The sequence below is a fragment of the Kocuria sp. MNB10 genome, assembly GCF_054073685.1.
On sequence record NZ_CM133411.1, the window covers coordinates 2,423,726 to 2,440,034 of the forward strand.

The following is a 16,309-nucleotide window of genomic DNA, read 5'->3' on the forward strand; positions in this document are numbered from 1 at the left end:
TATGCAGGTGCACGAACGTCCCACCGGTCCCAATCCCAACTCGCCCATCGGCGTGTTCGATTCGGGTGTGGGCGGGCTCACGGTGGCGCGGGCGATCATCGACCAGCTGCCCAACGAGGAGATCCTCTACGTCGGCGACACCGCGCACGGCCCCTACGGGCCCCTGCCGATCGCCGAAGTGCGTTCCAACGCCCTGCGCATCATGGACGACCTCGTGGACTCCGGGGTCAAGCTGCTCGTGATCGCGTGCAACACCGCGTCCGCCGCAGTGCTGCGGGATGCGCGCGAGCGTTACACGCGCGGTTACAACATCCCCGTGACCGAGGTCATCCAGCCCGCGGTGCGCCGGGCGGTGGCCACCACGCGCTCCGGTCGGGTGGGGGTGATCGGCACCGAGGCGACGATCGGCTCGCGCGCGTACGACGACACGTTCGCGGCCGCACCCCAGCTCGAAATCACGTCCGTGGCGTGCCCCGAATTCGTGGAGTACGTGGAGCGCGGCGTCACCACGGGGCCCGATCTGTTGCGCACCGCCCAGCACTACCTCCAGCCCCTCAAGGACGCGAGCGTAGACACCCTGGTGCTCGGGTGCACGCACTACCCGCTGCTCACGGCGGTGATCTCTTACGTCATGGGCGAGAGCGTGAACCTGGTCTCGTCCTCGGAAGAGGCCTCGCGGGACGTCTACCGCTGCCTGCTGGACAACCACCTCGAGCGGGATCCCGAGCTCGCTCCCCACCACGAATTCCTGGCCACGGGGGATCCCGTGAGCTTCGAGGTCCTCGCCCAACGGTTCCTGGGCCCCGAAGTGGTCCGCGTCCGGCACACGGCGTCCGTCGCGGAGCAGTACCCCACCGGTTCCCTCGCCACGATCCACGCGGCTCAGCGCTGAGTCGGCACCAGAAAGGCGATCACCCATGATCCTCACAGTGATCGGTAACACCGGAAGTTTTCCCGGGCCCGATGCCCCCGCCTCGTGCTACCTGCTCTCCGGCGAGGACGCGCACGGGCGCACGTGGCGCATCGTGCTGGACATGGGCAACGGTGCCCTGGGTGTCCTGCAGCGCCACATCGACCTGCACGAGATCGACGCGATCATGCTCTCCCACCTGCACCCGGACCACTGCGTGGACGTGGGCGGTCTGCACGTGGCCGTGAAGTGGGATCCCCGCGGATGGCAGGGCGGTCGCATCCCGATCTACGGTCCGTCCATGCTGCACGGCTACCTCAACCAGCTGCACCTGTTGCCGCCCGAGCACTCGATGGACACTGAGTTCGACTTCCACGTGTGGCAGGCCCACCAGCCCGTGACCGTGGGTCCGTTCACGGTCACACCCCACCCAGTGAACCACCCGTGCCCCGAGCCCTATGCGCTGCGCGTCGAGTACCGCGGGGCCCAGGGCACGGAGGTCCTCACGTATTCGGGGGACACCGACGTGTGCGACGAGCTCGTGGCAGCGGCCCGCGACGCGGACGTGTTCCTGTGCGAGGCCGCCTACCAGGAGGGCCGCGAGGACCATCTGCGCGGGATCCACCTCACGGGCAAGCGCGCGGGAGAGACAGCGACCGCCGCGGGTGTGCGTCGGTTGCTGCTGACCCACCTGCCCGTGTGGAACTCGGTGGACACGGCCACGGCGGAGGCCGTCGGAGCATTCTCCGGACCGGTCACCGTGGCCCGCGTGGCCACGAGTTACGACGTCGCCGGGCCGACCGACCATTCGTTCACTGCATTGGCAAGCGCGGTGACCGGGGACTAGGCTGAAACCCATGACTTCGCCTACCGAGCCGGCACGATCCACCGAGAATTCCACGGGCGAGGGTGGCTCCGCCGCATCGGGGCTGGTACGAGCGGACGGGCGCGCCGTCGACGAACTGCGGCCCATCACCATCACCCGCGGTTGGTCCGAACAGGCCGAGGGTTCCGCCCTGATCGAATTCGGCGGCACCCGTGTGCTGTGCACCGCGTCCCTCACGGAGGGCGTGCCTCGCTGGCTCAAGGGTGAGGGCCGGGGTTGGGTCACCGCGGAGTACGCCATGCTCCCGCGCGCCACCTCCACGCGTTCGGCCCGCGAATCGGTCAAGGGCAAGGTCGGTGGCCGCACCCATGAGATCTCGCGTCTGATCGGCCGCTCCCTGCGTTCGATCATCGACCTCAAGGCCCTCGGGGAGAACACCGTGGTCCTCGACTGCGACGTCCTGCAGGCCGACGGCGGTACGCGCACCGCGTCCATCACCGGCGCGTACGTCGCGCTCGCCGAGGCCATCCGCTGGGCCCACGACAACGGCATCCTCAAGCCGCGGGTCAACCCCCTCATCGACACGGTCTCGGCCGTGTCCGTGGGGATCATCGACGGTGTTCCCATGCTGGACCTGCCGTACGTGGAGGACGTGCGCGCGGAAACCGACATGAACGTCGTCGTGACCGGCTCGGGGGACTTCGTGGAGGTCCAGGGCACGGCCGAGGGCGCGCCGTTCAAGCGCGCCGAACTGGACGTGCTGCTCGACCTCGCCGTGGCCGGGTGCGCCCAGCTGGCCGAGATCCAGCGGGAGACCCTGGAGGCCACCCGTGGCCGATGACGTATGCGGTGCCCGCGTGGTGCTCGCGACACAGAACGCGGGCAAGGTGCGCGAGCTGCAGGCCATGCTCCGCGACGCGGGGCTGACGGATCCCGGGATCGTGGTGGACGCGCGCACGGCCGGGCTGAGCGACGTCGTCGAGACGGGCGTCACGTTCCAGGAAAACGCGCTGCTCAAGGCGCGCACTGCCGCCGCGGAGACGGGACTCATCGCGCTCGCGGACGACTCGGGACTCAGCGTGGACGTCATGGGCGGCGCCCCGGGCATCTTCTCCGCGCGGTGGAGCGGGGTCCACGGCGACGACGCCGCCAACCTCCAGCTGCTGCTCGCCCAGCTCGGGGACATCGCCCCCGAAAACCGCCGCGGCTCCTTCCTGTGCGCCGCCGCGGTCGTCGCACCAGGCGGCGCCGAGCACGTGGTCACGGGTGAGCTGCCCGGGAACATTCTGCGCGAACCCGCGGGGGAGAACGGGTTCGGCTACGACCCGATCTTCGCCCCGGACGGCCAGGACGGCCTCAGCTGCGCGCAGTTGAGCCCAGAGCACAAAAACAGGATCAGCCATCGTGCGCAGGCCATGGCCGCCGTGTTGCCGCACTTGTTGCAGCTGCTCACGGGTTCGAGTGGGACCGCGCGGCAGGACGGGCCGGAAGCCACAGTGGCGTCCCCCCTGGAACCGGAGCCAGAGGACTGACCCATGACTTTCGCGTGCGGACACCTACCTTTTGCTCCGGCTGTCGAGGCTGTGTTGGCGGAGGCCAGGGTGCGCGTGGATCGCTCCGAGTGGGAGCTGCACGCCGGCGGGTCCGCGCACATCGTGGTCAACGCGGGGCACGTGATGAGCGTGCGGATCGCCAAGAACCCGACCTCGGGGGAGAACGTGCGCAGGCGTACCCGTGCGCTGTCGCGGCTACCGGAGTTCGACTTCGCCGTGCCGCGCCCCCTGACCCCCGTGCTGCAGGACGGGCGGTACACCGCGGTGGGGATGACCTGGATCCCGGGCAGCCCCCGCCCGCCGGGGCACGCGGACCCGCGGGAGCTGCGCAGGGTCCTCGAGCAGGTACATAATGCGGACGCGCGCGCGGCGGAACCGTGGCTGGACCGGCCCGGTCAGCACTGGGGCGGTCACCGCCGTCGCCACGTCCTGCTGGACCAGGTGCTGCCGCTGCTGCTCCCGCGGAACCGGGACCGCGCCATGAATGCGATCGAGGACCTCGTGGCCCTGGACAACGTCCCGCCGCGGCTCGTGCACGGGGACCTCATGGGCTCCAACATGCTGTGGCAGGACGATCACCTGGTGGGCGTGATCGACTGGGACCACGCGAGCATGAGCGATCCCGCGTACGACGTCGCGTCCCTGGGACTCTGGTTCGGCTGGTCCAGCGTGCGCCAGGCCACGGACGAGGAGAACTATCTGCGCGCGCGGTTGCACTCCCGGATCTTCCCGCTGCAGGCCGTGGCATACGCGCTGCACCATGAGCTCGACACCGCCCAGATCCGCCAGGCCGTTGAGAAGGCGGACGCGTGGTACGAGACCCGCGCCATGGCCTCCGTGTGAGCGACATGCCATGTCGGAGGCGTTGCCTACCCTGATCGGGTGCCCGTCAGTTTCACCGCCATAGATTTCGAGACCGCCAATCGCAGCCCTGCGTCCGCGTGCGCCCTGGGGGTGGTACGGGTCCGGGACGGCCAGGTGGTGGACACCCGGTACTCACTCATCCGTCCGCCGCTCGGCCACGACGGGTTCGAGCCCGGCAACGTCCGGATCCACGGCATCCGGCCCGCGGACGTCGCCCACGCGCCCACGTTCGACCTGCTGTGGGACTGGATGTGCGAGAACATCAGCCCGGAGGATCCGGATTCGGTTCTGGTGGCACACAATGCCGTCTTCGACACCGGTGTGATCAAGGCGGCGAACCGGGCGTGCGGCGGAACCGCTCGGAACTGGGACTACGCGTGCACTCTCCGCTTGGCCCGTGCGGCCTACACGCTGCGTTCCTACGCTTTGCCGTCGGCGTCCCGCGCGGCGGGGGCGGAGGTCGCGGAGCACCACAATGCGCTCAGTGACTCCCTCGCGTGCGCCGGGATCGTGCTCGATCTCGCGCGCCGCAGTGGGGCGCGCAGCATGGCCGAACTCACGGCGCACTACGGGGTCAGGCTGCAGCGCGCGACCCTGTGACGCGACGCGCCTCCGATCGGGGTGATTCTCAGGCGTGCGGCCGCCACAGGGTGAGCCAGCGATCGGCCAGGGCGAGCAGTTCACGGCGGGCCGCCGCGCGGGTTCCGGAGGGATCGGTGCCGGATGTGTCCGTGCCGCTGTCCGTTTTTGTGGTGCGGCTGTTGTCGTCGGCCACGGCGTCCTGCCGGGCCATGCGGTCGTCGCCGGCGACGCCGTTGCCGCCGATCGAGCCGTTGACGCCGGGCGCACCGTTGTCGCTCTCCCCGATGTCCTCGCCGTGTGCGGCGTCGCCGAGCCCCCAGCGCGCGGCAGCAACACTGACCGCGACGGTGCGTGCCGCGTCGTTCGCCGCCGGGTGACCGGACAGCAGCGAGAGAGCCCGCTGAGCGACGTCGTCCCCCGAGTTATCCGCGTGCGGCGCATCCTCGGCGCACAGCACCGCCGCGAGCCCCAGTGCCAGGGCCGACGACGCCGCGGTTCCGTCCCCCACGGCCCGCGTGAACGCTCCCGCGGGTTCCGTCATCCCATCGAACAGGGAGTCCCGGGCGGATCGGTCCGCGCACAGGCCGAGCAGCTCCCGGGTGAGGGGCGCGGGCCGGGTCATGAGTGCGACCACTCGGCCGGTTTCCTCGACCACATCCTGCAGTGAGGCCCCACTGCCCCGCGCACGGCCCGCCGCGTGAACGGTCAGGGCCGCACCAACAGCCGCGGTCTGTGCCTCGGCGCTGCCGTGGGTGATCGCGGCCGAGTCCACGGCGAGGGCCACGAGCGACTTCCACCCGATGTGGGGCACCAGTCCATAGGGCAGCGTGCGGGCCAGGATCTCGGCGCTGTCCGCGAGTGGCAGGACCGGACGAGTGACCTCGCCCAGGCGGCCCATGGACAAGGCGGTGAAACCGTCCCCGGCGTGCTCACCCGGTGCGGTGAGGAGGGGGTAGTGGTGGTCCAGGTCGTCGTCGGGCGGGTGCGGTGCGTCGCCGGGGAGCTTCGCGCCGTTGCGCACGGCCCAGCGCAAGTACGCGAGCCACGCACACGCCGTGGGATCCGCGGCCTGACCGTCATTCGCCCAGTGGGCCACCTCGTTCAGCGCCCCCGCGGTGCGCGCGAGGAGCTGGGTTCCCTCGCCGGGTCGTTCGGCCGCGGTCGCGCGCCACGGCGAGAGGAACACGCTCCTCACGAGCGACGGATACCACGACGACGCCGCGTCCAGACCGCGGTCTTGTTCCAACAGTTCGGGCGTGCGCGGTGAGGTCATGGGATCAGTCTATGAGGGTGGCAATGGATCGTGCGGGGTGATGCAGCTCGGGCATGGGGCCGTTCAAGAGGTCCGGGCGGCATAGGAGCCTGCCCGGGCTGGGGGCGCCTCGGGTACGGGATGGATCAAGTCGGCCGGGTGTCTCAGGAGCGTGTGCGGGCGTACGGGCATGTCCGGCCTCGAGAGCGTGGGGGCGCGGCCCTCCCTGGGCTCGGCTATTTGTCGGCGCCGGGGCAGCCGATGCCGGTGGGGTTGGTGTGGCAGTCATCGGCGACGTTGTGCACGGTGGCCCGCCACACACTCAGCGCCACCGGGGGTGAGGTGACGTGGTTGTAGCCGGCGACCGGTTGCCAGCCGGTGTCGGCGATGTTGTATTCCCCGTAGAACGAGGTTGTCAGGGTCACGGTGAAGTCCCCGGTGGTCGTGTAGACGTGGGAGGTGTCGGTGGGCTCATCCCACGCACCGTCGGGTAGGGGTGCCCCGGTCAGGGGTGTGGGGCCCAGGGTGGTGCCGTCCCCGTAATACCAGGTGTATTGGACGGGGTAGGCCCTCACCTGGACAGGGTAGCCACCCAGGGTCGTGGTGAAGGTCTGGGGTTGGGCCTGCGCATAAACATTGGTGTGCATGTTCTTCAAGGTGTCCGGGGCGGGTTGGACGTGACTGGCGGCGGGGGCGACGGCCAGTTGTTGGAAGTCCTGGAGGGTGAACACCGGCAGCGGCACGTACCCGTCGTCGCTGGCTTGATCGGCTTGGGTGTTGCTGACGCACAGTTGGGTACCGCGCGCGGCGCGGGTCCTGTCATTGGCCCCGCCAATGACGATGTCCATGTTCACACCGGCGGCCCCGGTGTCGTCGGTGCATTCCTGGGTGGTACGGCACCGTGTGAGTGCTGCCCCACGTTGGTCGGTGCAGGGGTCTTGGAGGCCGTAGACGGTTTTGTTCTTGGCGGTGTCCATCAGGCGGGCGTTGAAGAAGATTGAATCCTCGTTGGACATGAGCCGATCACGCAGCGCCTTCTGGAACGTGGGATCGGTATCCGGATCCCACGCCGCAGCTTGGCGGGTCGCGTTCGAGGTAGTGCCTCCGTTGCGCTCATTGACCTGAGCCCTCGACATGGCAGATGAATTGCTTCGACTTTTCAGAATGACATCGATTGTTGCCCCGTGCGCATGGGCATTCGTTGACATCTGACTTTCCTTGGAAGAGATTCCGAAATCCGGAACGCCACCGTCATCGGCGGAAGCGGACTGAGGTAGTAAACCTGCGAATCCAAGAATTACAAGGGGCATGACAAACACCCTCAGGGACGATGACCATTTCACAGGGAGCCTCGTGGTGATCCGGTGAGGTATATCCAGCGATTCCCGTCGCGGTAGATGTAGCAATCGAACGCATCTTTTTCTGCGAACGGTAGTTGTCGTCTCGGGATGGCTTGGTCGACGAAGGCCACGGATCCCGAGCTCTTGACGTCGACGGGAAGGTTGTAGCCTCCGTCAGGCCGCTGACTGAAGGAGCCGGGTACGATCGTGGGCACTTCGAATCCACCCGCTGCCCAATTCCCCTTGGCGTACATGGCCTCATACGCGTCGTATTGCTCGGTGCACTTCTCGCAATCCGTCGAGGTGACTTCCCGAATCAGCGAGGTGTCCCCGGTCTGGATCGAGTACCACTGGGCATCGGCGCGGTAGTTCAGGAACGCCTGCGCGCCGGCCTCGGTTTCGTCCCTGGCCTCCGCGGGCATCACGGGCTTGGGAACATTGCGGGCCGGATGCTCCAGCGTGGCGGGTTCGTAGTCCTCCGGGACCTGTTGGCCCGTGGCCAGCACCGTGGGTTCCTCCGGACGCCAGTCATCGGGCAATGCGCTGTCGGACCCGCTCGGGGACCCGCTCTGCGGCGTCGTCGGGGATGCGGGGGAGGCGTCCGGCGCGGGGGACGTGGGCTGCGCCGTCGTCCCCGCGGAAGTGACTCCCGTGGGCGCGGCGCTGTCACCCCCACCCGCTCCGGGCGAGCCGTTACCGCACCCGGTGAGTAGCAGCGCTGCGAGCAGGGCGAGGGTCGTTCCCCGGCCGGCCGTGGCGATCAGTCGTGGTGAATGCATCCCGGTGAACCCCCTCGTGCCACACCGTTGTGTGACGTACCCGACATCCCCCAGAGCATAGAGGCGCAAGACGGCGCGGGCCATGGTCGGGCCGTAGCTTGTGGACGACGAAGAACATGCGCATGCATGACCCCTGGTCACGGCGTGGAAGAGGGAACTAGCGAGTAGAAACAATCCGCCACGTGGCGCGCCGCCGGCCTAGCGAAGCGGTGGTGGCCGCGGTGGATCACACCGTCAGGGGGTCTGCGCCGTGTGACCTGCACATGTGCGGGAGGTCGCTGTGGGTGTCCGAGACCGCGGTTACATTGACCCCATGCTGATCTTGCACACCTCCGACTGGCACCTGGGGCGTACCTTCCACGGCGTCGACATCCTGGACATCCAGGCGCAGGCCATGGCCGAGATCGTCGAGTGGGTACGGCACCACGGTGTCTCCGCGGTCCTGGTCTCGGGGGACGTGTACGACCGCGCCCAGCCCCGCACGGAGGTGGTGGAGCTGCTCAGCGCCACCCTGGCGCAGATCCGCGAGGCGGGCGCGTACGTGATACTCACGAGCGGCAACCACGACTCCCCGGCGCGGTTGGGTTTCGGCTCCGGCATCATGTCCCACGGCGGCGTCCACCTGTTGACCCGCGTGCCGGACGCCCACGTCCCGGTCCTGCTCTCGCAGTCGACGGACTCCACGATCACGGTCGCCCGGGCGACGACGCCGCCCGCCCCCGACCCGCGCGGTGCCACCCTGCCGGGGGCGTTCACGGTGGCCGTGTACGGCATCCCGTACATCGAACCGCGCGCGGCCGCGCCGTCGCTCGACTTTGCACCCACGCACCAGGCCGTGCTGGGCACCGTGATGGAGCGCATCGATGCGGACAGGAAAGAACGAGGCGACATCCCGTCCGTCGTCATGGCGCACGCGTTCGTGACGGGGGCGCAACCCACGGATTCGGAGCGCGTCGTCGATTCCGGGGGCCTCGGCACCGTCCCGGCGGAGGTCTTCGCCCGTCATGACTACACGGCGCTCGGCCACATCCACCGTCGGCAGCGAGTCGCGGACGCCGTGCGCTACAGCGGCTCGCCCGTGGCCTATTCCTTCTCCGAGGCCGGACACCCCAAGGGAGCGTGGCTCGTGGACGTCCAGGAGACCGGGGTCCGTGAGGTCACCGGCTTGGACCACGCCGCGCGCATGGATCTGGCGTGCCTGCGGGGGACACTCGACGAGTTGCTACGGGATCCGGCGCACACCTCGGCGGAGGGTGTCTGGTGTCAGGTGGTCCTCACGGATCGTGACCGCCCGGCATCCGCGATGGATCGGATCAGGACGCGGTTCCCCCGCACGGTGGAACTGCGCTGGGAACCCGAGGGCGGCCGGACTCTGACCCAGCAGGCGTACAGCGCGCGGGTCGCGGAAGCCGCCGGTGCCGAGGAGCTGTGCGCGCAGTTCTACGACCACGTGCGGCACCGGGGGCTGTCCGGGCCGGAACAGGACGAGATCGCGGACGCGGTGGCCGCCGCGCGCAGCAGGGGAGTGGAGCAGTGAAGCTGCATCGGATGGAGATCACCGCCTTCGGGCCGTTCGCCAAGCGGGAGACGGTGGATTTCGACGTCCTGAACGAGGCAGGGGTCTTCCTGCTCAACGGCGAAACCGGGTCGGGTAAGACCAGCGTGTTGGATGCCATTTGCTTCGCGCTCTACGGATCCGGGCCCACGACTGCCGCCAAGGGCGGGCGCAAGGCCCAGCACAGTGATCATGCGGATCCCCGCACCGGGCCGCGCGTCGAGTTGGAGTTCACGGCGGGTGGCCGGCGGTGGCACGTGAGCAGGACGCCCGCGTGGCGCGAACCGTCCTCCCGGGCTGCGTCCGGGTGGAGCGACCGTCACGCCACGGTGTCATTGCGGGAACACGTGGCGGGGGAATGGGTGGACCGCGGTTACCGCCCGGACGACGTGGGGCAGACCATCCACCACGTCGTGGGCCTGGACCGTGAGCAGTTCACCCAGGTGATGATGCTTCCCCAGGGCCAGTTCGCCAGGTTCCTGCAAGCAGGTTCCAAGGAGCGGGAAGACCTCCTGGAAACGCTATTCGGCACGGACGTCTACGCGGACATCCAGGATGAGCTGAAAACGCGCTCGGATCGAGCCAAGAGCGTCCTGTACGAGGCGGAACGCGAGGCGGAACGAGCGGACGAGGTCCTCGCCCGGCTCAGGGAACGCGTGGCCCACACGGTCGCCCGGTTACCGGAGGACGTCCTATCGGACCTCCCCGGGGCGCTCCGGACCCGATTGGATCTCCCGTCGGACGAGGGGTCGATCGGCGACGTCGCCGTGGGCACCGCGGCGGACGCCAACGGTGGAGAAACCGACGCGGATTCGTCTGACCAGGGCCGAGCCTCGACCAGCGCTGCGTCGGCCGCTTCGGAGGAGGGGCCCGCGGACGGGAAATCGGGGGACGCCGACAACGAAGGGGGCCCGGATCGATGGCGTGAGCTGGTCGACGACTGCGTCACCCTCGTAAACACGGTGGGCCGGGCACGGGACGGCGCGGCGTCGTCGTACACAGGGGCCCAGCAGCGCTACGCACAATTGGAGACCCTGCATTCGCTGGTCAGGAGGCGCGGCGAACTCACGCGGCGCCGGGATGAACTCGCGGAGCACGCGGAGCAGTCGGAGGGTGCGGCCCGACAACTGCGCGAGCACGAGGCGGCACAGGAATTGCAAGCGCCGCTCGTGGAACTGCGTGACGCCCGACGGCGCGTCGCGACCCTTGACGCCGCCGTCACCGACCTGCGTGCCACTGTCACGGGGGACGCGCCGTCGGCCCGCGTGGCTCAGCACATTCTGGGCCCGAACGCGAGCCTCATGGACGCCGTGGACGAGTCCGGGCAGGTGCCCGCGGGTCTGCGCGATGCAGTCGTGACCGCGCGCGAATCCGCCAGGGGCGCCGTGGCCCAGGAGGAGTCACTCACGAGGGACGAGGAGGAGGCGGCTCGCGAACGCAAGGCCCTTTCGGCGCTCGAGGAGCGGGCGACGCACCTCACCCGGGATCTCGCCTCCGCGCGGGACGCCTTGACCCGCAGCGAGGAATCGCATCGCGAACTCCTGGGGGAGGTCAAGGACGAGGCCCTCGTGCGCGAACGGGCCCGCACCGCGCGGGAGGCAGTGGCCGCGAGTCGGGAATACGCACGGGCCCGGGCGGAGGAGCAGGAACGGGCGCGCCGGTACCGGGAGGATGAAACCGCACGGCGGGCCGCCGCCCAGCACGTGGAAGCGCTCGAAGCGCAGCGCTACGCGAGTGCGGCCGCGACCCTCGCCACCGGGCTGGAGCCGGGGGATCCGTGCCCCGTGTGCGGAGCCACGGAGCACCCGCACCTCGCCGGCGCCGGAACCGAGGACGAGGTCACCGATGACGCACTCGATCGCGCACGCGCCGCCCGGGACACCGCACAGGACACCGTGGATGCATCCCACGCAGCGTGGCAGCGGGCGCAGACCGGTGCGGCCGAGGCGCTCGCGCGCGGCGCGGACACGGACGTCGACGCCGCCGTGGACCGGTGTCGCCACGCCGATGAGGAACTGGCCCGACTCGAGCAGAGCCTGACCCGGGTGCGCCGGGGTGAGGCCGAGATCGCGGCTGCTCGGCGGGAGGTCCAAGATCTCGAGGGGGAGGGGACGCGGATCAACGGTGACATCGCGGGGACCCGTGCGCGCCTCAAGGGACTCCTGACACGGTGCGACCGGGCGCGTGAGGAGTTGGCCCGGCGCATCAGGGGCTTCGATTCGGCCACCGAGTTCCTCGAACGGTCCGAGCGCCTCGTGCGCACGGTGAGCGAGTGGGAATCGCAACAGCGGACGCTGGAGGCCGCGCAACACGAGGTCCGCACCGCGCAGGGTGCCGTGGAACGTGCCCTTGACGCGTCCCCGTTCGAGACCGAGAGCGCCGCGGACGAGGCTCTCATGGACCCGGCGGACGCGGCCGGACTCGCCGAGCGGCTCACCGCCCTGCAGGAGGAGCGGGACTCAGTCTCGGCGGAACTCGCGACCCAGGACATGCAACGTGCCGAGGGGCTCAGCGCCGAGGAACGCGCGGGCTTGTCCGAGGAAGCACTGGCTCGCACCGCCGCCGAACGGGACGGGTACGAACAGTTGCGGGATGCATTGAACCAGAAGCTGGGCGGACTGCAGACCCTCGCGGCCGACGCCGCATCCCACGCCGAGCACATGCCCGCCCGACACGCCGAACTCGAGCGCGCTCGAGAGAACGCCCAGCGCCTGAGCGGACTCGCGGATGTGGCCACGGCGAACTCCCCCGAGAACGCCCTGCGGATGACCCTGACCTCGTTCGTACTCGCCGCGAAGCTCGAGCACGTGGCCGCGGTGGCGTCCGAACACCTGGCACGGATGTCCTCCGGTCGCTTCACACTGGTGCATACGGATCGCACCCGAGGGGGTGGCAAGTCCGGGCTCGGACTCGAGATCGACGACTCGTGGACCGGTGTCCGCCGCGGCACGGAAACACTGTCGGGCGGGGAATCCTTCTTCACCTCGCTCGCGCTCGCCCTGGCTCTTGCGGATGTCGTCCGGTCCGAGGCCGGGGGACAGGAGATCGACACGCTCTTCGTGGACGAGGGTTTCGGCTCCCTTGACGGACAAACCCTCGAGCAGGTCCTCGAGACCCTGGACGGGTTGCGCCGCACGGGGCGGGTCATCGGTGTGGTGTCCCACGTGAGCGAGATGAAACAACGCATCGACACCCAGCTCGTGGTCACCAAAACCCCCGGTGGCTCGCATCTGTCGGTCGTCGCGGGGCCGTGGGATGCCGCGTAGGCTGAGGTCGTGAGTACCGCGATCCGCCGCCCCGCGCCCGAGAAGCCCGGCAAGATGCTCACCCCGCGTGAACGCACCGTGCGCAGTGATCGCAGGCTGGGCGCGATCACCATGTTGCTCCGCCTGCCCCAGGTCATGGCCCCGTTGGGCCTGCTCACGCTCGTGGCGGTCTCGTCCTCCTCGGCGTGGACGGCCGCGTTGAGCTCGGCGTCCCTGTGTCTCGGCATAGCCGTGAGCGGCGTGGGTGTGGCCGCGCTGGCCAACGCCCGCTGGCGATTGTGGGCCTTGGTCGCGTTCTCCCTGATCCAGGGGATCATCCTCTGGGTGCTGTCACGAGCCCAGGTCACCGAGATCCCGGTCTCGTGGGATGCCGTGTCCGCGCTCGCGCCGTTCTTCGTGGCCGGCGTGGTCATGACACCCATGGGACTGGCCGCGCGGCTCCGCTGGGCCTCCGTGTTGCGAGCACAGGACCGGTCACAAGCGTTCCCGGCGGCCATGCGCCGCGAATCCGTGAACGAGGGACTGGCCACGGTGCTGGGTGCCGCGCTCACGGGACTGCTCGCTGTGACCATGGGCCCGGCGGTGGTGCTGCGTTTCGCCGCCGTGTGGACCGTGCTGATCACGGCGGCATTCGTCCTGCATTCCTCCGCCCGCTGTCCCCGCGCGGACATGCCCCTCTGGTCCTGGCGACGCCCCCGCGGCGCGCCCGGGCGCAGCCGTGCCGTGTTCCGGCTGAGCCATGGATTGATCTACGGTGTGGCGGCGCTGAACGCCCTCATGGGCGCGGTGCTCGGGTGCCTCGTGGTGTACTCAGTGTCCCTGGACAGCGTGGAGACCATGGGGGTCATCTATGCGTTGCTGGGGTTCGGGGCCGCCGTGGGGTCGAGCCTGGCCGTGCGTTTCCGCCGCCGGTTGAGCGCTGAGAACATGTGGATTCTCGCCGCCACGGGTGCACTGCTGGCATCCATGCTCATGTCCGGGCCGTCCGGTTTCGTGGGGTATTCCCTCGTGCTCCTCGCGCTCGGGTTGTTCTCAGGCCCGTGCCTGCTGTGCCTCCACAGCAGTGCCGGTTACGTCACTGCGGGCAGCGACTTCCTGGGACTCGTGGCACGCATGACTGTGACGTCGAGCATCGCCACGGCGCTGGGACTCACGCTCAGCGCGTACCTGGGCGTACACTTCGACGACATGACCGCGGCCATGGTCCCCATGGCGGCCGCCATGGTGCTGTTGGCTACCGCCCTCATCTTCAATTACACGCAACGCCGCAGCCCGGGGCCCAGGCCCCGCATCTGACGCTGCTCACACGACGACGCCGCCCGGGCCGGTTCGCAGGGGACCGGGCCGAGCGGCGTCGTACCGCAAGCGCGATCACTCAGTGGCCGCGGGCGATCCATTCGCTCAGGTGTGGCTTCTCCTGGCCGATGGTCGTGGAGTCGCCGTGACCCGTGAGCACGAGGGTGTCCTCGGGCAGCGTGAGCAGCCGTTTCTCGATGGAGTCGATGATCGTGGGGAAGTCCGAATAGGACCGCCCCGTGGCACCCGGGCCGCCCTGGAATAACGTGTCCCCGGTGAAGACCACCCCGTTCTCACCCAGGCGTGGGGCGTGGAACACCACGGACCCGGGAGAGTGGCCGGGCGTGGCCAACACGGTGAACACCTCGGTGCCCGCGAGGATCTCCTGTCCGTCTCGCAACGGCTCGGGCTCCGGCCCCTCCGGGTAGACGGCGCGCCACAGCATGAGGTCCTCGTGGTTCATCATGATCGGGGCGTCCGTGCCCGCGCGGTCGGTGAACTCGCGCACCGCCGCGATGTGGTCGTCGTGACCGTGGGTCAGCAGCACGTGCGTGATGGTGCGGTCCGCGACTGCGGCGAGCACGGCGTCGGGGTTGTGCGCGGGATCGATCACGACGCACTCGGCCTGGTTACCCACGACCCACACGTTGTTCTCCACGTCGAAGGTCTCGCCGTCCAGGCTGAACGTACCCTCCGTGACGCAGTTCGTGACGGTGACGCCGCCGCGCGGGTCGGTCAGGACGGTCTGCGGTGTGCGCGTCATCGGGCCAGTTCCACGACGGAACGCAGGACCTTGCCGGACTTCATGGTCCCGAACGCGGCGTCCACGTCCTCGAGGGCGATGCGCTCGGAGACGAAGGCATCCAGGTCCAACCGGCCCAGGAGGTACTGGTCCACGAGCATCGGGAAGTCGCGCGAGGGCAGGGTGTCCCCGTACCACGCGGACTTGATGGACCCGCCGTGGGAGAACACCTGGTCCAGCGGGATCTCCGCCACGGTCCCGGGATTGGGAACGCCCACCAGGACCATGCGACCCGCGAGGTCACGCGCCTGGAAGGCCTGCATGAAGGTGTCGGCCACGCCCACGGCGTCGATCACGAGATCCGCGCCGTGACCGCCCGTGAGCTCGCGGATGGTCTCCACGGGATCCACGGACCGAGAATTGACGGTGTGGGTCGCGCCGAGCCGCTGCGCGGTGCTCAGCTTGTCGTCGTCCACGTCCACCGCGATGATCGTCGTCGCACCCGCGAGCGCCGCACCCGCGACCGCGGCGGTGCCCACGCCGCCGCAGCCGATGACCGCTACGGACTCTCCGCGCTTGACCGCACCGGTGTTGATTGCCGCGCCGATCCCGGCGGTGAGGCCGCAGCCCAGCAGACCCACCGCGGCGTACTGTTCGCCCTCGAGCGGGGATTCGATGAGGGTGCACTGCCCGGCCGCGACCAACGTCTTCTCCGCGAACGCACCGATCCCCAGGGCGGGTTCGAGTTCTGTGCCGTCCTCGAGGGTCATCTTCTGCTCGGCATTGTGGGTGTTGAAGCAGTACCACGGTTCACCGCGGCGGCACGCCCGGCATTCGCCGCACACCGCGCGCCAGTTGAGGATCACGTGATCGCCCACGGCCACCTCCGTGACACCCTCGCCCACGGCGCTGACCACGCCTGCGGCCTCGTGCCCCAGGAGATAGGGGAAGGCGTCCCCCACGCCGCCCACCTTGTAGTGCAGGTCCGTCTGACACACCCCGCACGTGAGCACGTCCACGAGTGCCTCTCCCGGCCCCGGATCGGGGACCAGGATGGTTTCAACGGTGGCGGGCTCGTTCTTGGCCCGCACCACCACGCCTTTGACCTTGTGCATACGGTTGCCTCCGTCGTCTCGTAGCTTCCTAGCGTCCTTCCCAGTATGCATGGTGGCCGCCACACATGGCCCGACGACGCCGCGTCGTTCGCCCCGCGACGAAAACCGGGCGCGGATGACGAGCCGGGAGATGATCTGGGTCGACGCAACCAAGTCGGGGAAACCGGTCGGCGACACCGGATGGCAGGCCCTGAACATGAGAACGCGGGCCCGCACGATGGTGCGGGCC

At 69.3% G+C, this 16,309-nt stretch carries 14 protein-coding genes; 9 read left to right on the forward strand and 5 right to left on the reverse strand.

Annotated elements, in window-relative coordinates; all coding sequences use genetic code 11:
• Position 1 precedes the first annotated feature (1 nt).
• The 6 genes from murI to ACW9PK_RS11065 are packed head-to-tail and all read left to right on the forward strand — an operon-like array spanning position 2 to position 4,753.
• The gene (gene murI / locus ACW9PK_RS11040; protein ID WP_098054744.1) at positions 2-892 is read left to right on the forward strand and encodes a glutamate racemase; all 891 of its coding nucleotides are present in this window, start codon (positions 2-4) and stop codon (positions 890-892) included.
• A gap of 25 nt (positions 893-917) precedes the next feature.
• Complete coding sequence (locus ACW9PK_RS11045; protein WP_457015864.1) at positions 918-1,757, forward strand: MBL fold metallo-hydrolase; 840 nt, start codon at positions 918-920, stop codon at positions 1,755-1,757.
• Positions 1,758-1,767: 10 nt separating this feature from the next.
• The gene (gene rph, locus ACW9PK_RS11050) at positions 1,768-2,577 is read left to right on the forward strand and encodes a ribonuclease PH (protein WP_085106331.1); all 810 of its coding nucleotides are present in this window, start codon (positions 1,768-1,770) and stop codon (positions 2,575-2,577) included.
• Positions 2,567-3,268 carry an RdgB/HAM1 family non-canonical purine NTP pyrophosphatase gene (gene rdgB, locus ACW9PK_RS11055; RefSeq protein WP_457015865.1) on the forward strand — a complete coding sequence of 234 codons (702 nt, stop codon included), beginning with the start codon at positions 2,567-2,569 and terminating at the stop codon, positions 3,266-3,268. Before rph ends, rdgB begins: the two co-directional genes overlap by 11 nt.
• A 3-nt stretch (positions 3,269-3,271) precedes the next feature.
• Entirely contained in the window at positions 3,272-4,132 is an 861-nt protein-coding gene (locus ACW9PK_RS11060) for a phosphotransferase family protein (RefSeq protein WP_064845701.1), read from the forward strand.
• Between the two features lie 39 nt (positions 4,133-4,171).
• Positions 4,172-4,753, forward strand: coding sequence for a 3'-5' exonuclease (locus tag ACW9PK_RS11065; protein WP_457015866.1), 582 nt, complete (start codon positions 4,172-4,174; stop codon positions 4,751-4,753).
• A 28-nt stretch (positions 4,754-4,781) separates the two neighbouring features.
• Here ACW9PK_RS11065 and ACW9PK_RS11070 read toward each other — a convergent pair whose 3' ends face one another.
• From ACW9PK_RS11070 to ACW9PK_RS11080, 3 genes are all read right to left on the reverse strand, one after another.
• The gene (locus tag ACW9PK_RS11070) at positions 4,782-6,008 is read right to left on the reverse strand and encodes an ADP-ribosylglycohydrolase family protein (RefSeq protein WP_457015867.1); all 1,227 of its coding nucleotides are present in this window, start codon (positions 6,006-6,008) and stop codon (positions 4,782-4,784) included.
• A gap of 215 nt (positions 6,009-6,223) precedes the next feature.
• The gene (locus ACW9PK_RS11075) at positions 6,224-7,195 is read right to left on the reverse strand and encodes a PKD domain-containing protein (protein ID WP_457015869.1); all 972 of its coding nucleotides are present in this window, start codon (positions 7,193-7,195) and stop codon (positions 6,224-6,226) included.
• Positions 7,196-7,326: 131 nt separating this feature from the next.
• Positions 7,327-8,106: a DUF6318 family protein gene (locus ACW9PK_RS11080; protein ID WP_457015871.1), complete on the reverse strand. Its 780-nt coding sequence runs from the start codon at positions 8,104-8,106 to the stop codon at positions 7,327-7,329.
• Between the two features lie 313 nt (positions 8,107-8,419).
• Here ACW9PK_RS11080 and ACW9PK_RS11085 point away from each other — a divergent pair, with 313 nt between their 5' ends.
• From ACW9PK_RS11085 to ACW9PK_RS11095, 3 genes are read left to right on the forward strand one after another with little or no spacing between them, the layout of a single operon-like run.
• Positions 8,420-9,643 (forward strand): exonuclease SbcCD subunit D, encoded by a 1,224-nt coding sequence (locus ACW9PK_RS11085; RefSeq protein ID WP_457015873.1) that lies wholly within the window; start codon positions 8,420-8,422, stop codon positions 9,641-9,643.
• An 11-nt stretch (positions 9,644-9,654) separates the two neighbouring features.
• Positions 9,655-12,927 (forward strand): AAA family ATPase, encoded by a 3,273-nt coding sequence (locus ACW9PK_RS11090; protein ID WP_457015874.1) that lies wholly within the window; start codon positions 9,655-9,657, stop codon positions 12,925-12,927.
• 9 nt (positions 12,928-12,936) lie between these two features.
• A complete protein-coding gene (locus ACW9PK_RS11095; protein WP_457015875.1) occupies positions 12,937-14,223 on the forward strand; it encodes a hypothetical protein in 1,287 nt (428 codons plus the stop codon).
• A 79-nt stretch (positions 14,224-14,302) separates the two neighbouring features.
• On the opposite strand, the gene ACW9PK_RS11100 is transcribed toward ACW9PK_RS11095, so the two are convergent.
• Positions 14,303-14,986, reverse strand: a complete 684-nt coding sequence (locus ACW9PK_RS11100) for an MBL fold metallo-hydrolase (RefSeq protein WP_457015876.1) — start codon at positions 14,984-14,986, stop codon at positions 14,303-14,305.
• Positions 14,983-16,080, reverse strand: coding sequence for an S-(hydroxymethyl)mycothiol dehydrogenase (locus ACW9PK_RS11105; RefSeq protein ID WP_144998141.1), 1,098 nt, complete (start codon positions 16,078-16,080; stop codon positions 14,983-14,985). Before ACW9PK_RS11105 ends, ACW9PK_RS11100 begins: the two co-directional genes overlap by 4 nt.
• Positions 16,081-16,309 lie beyond the last annotated feature (229 nt).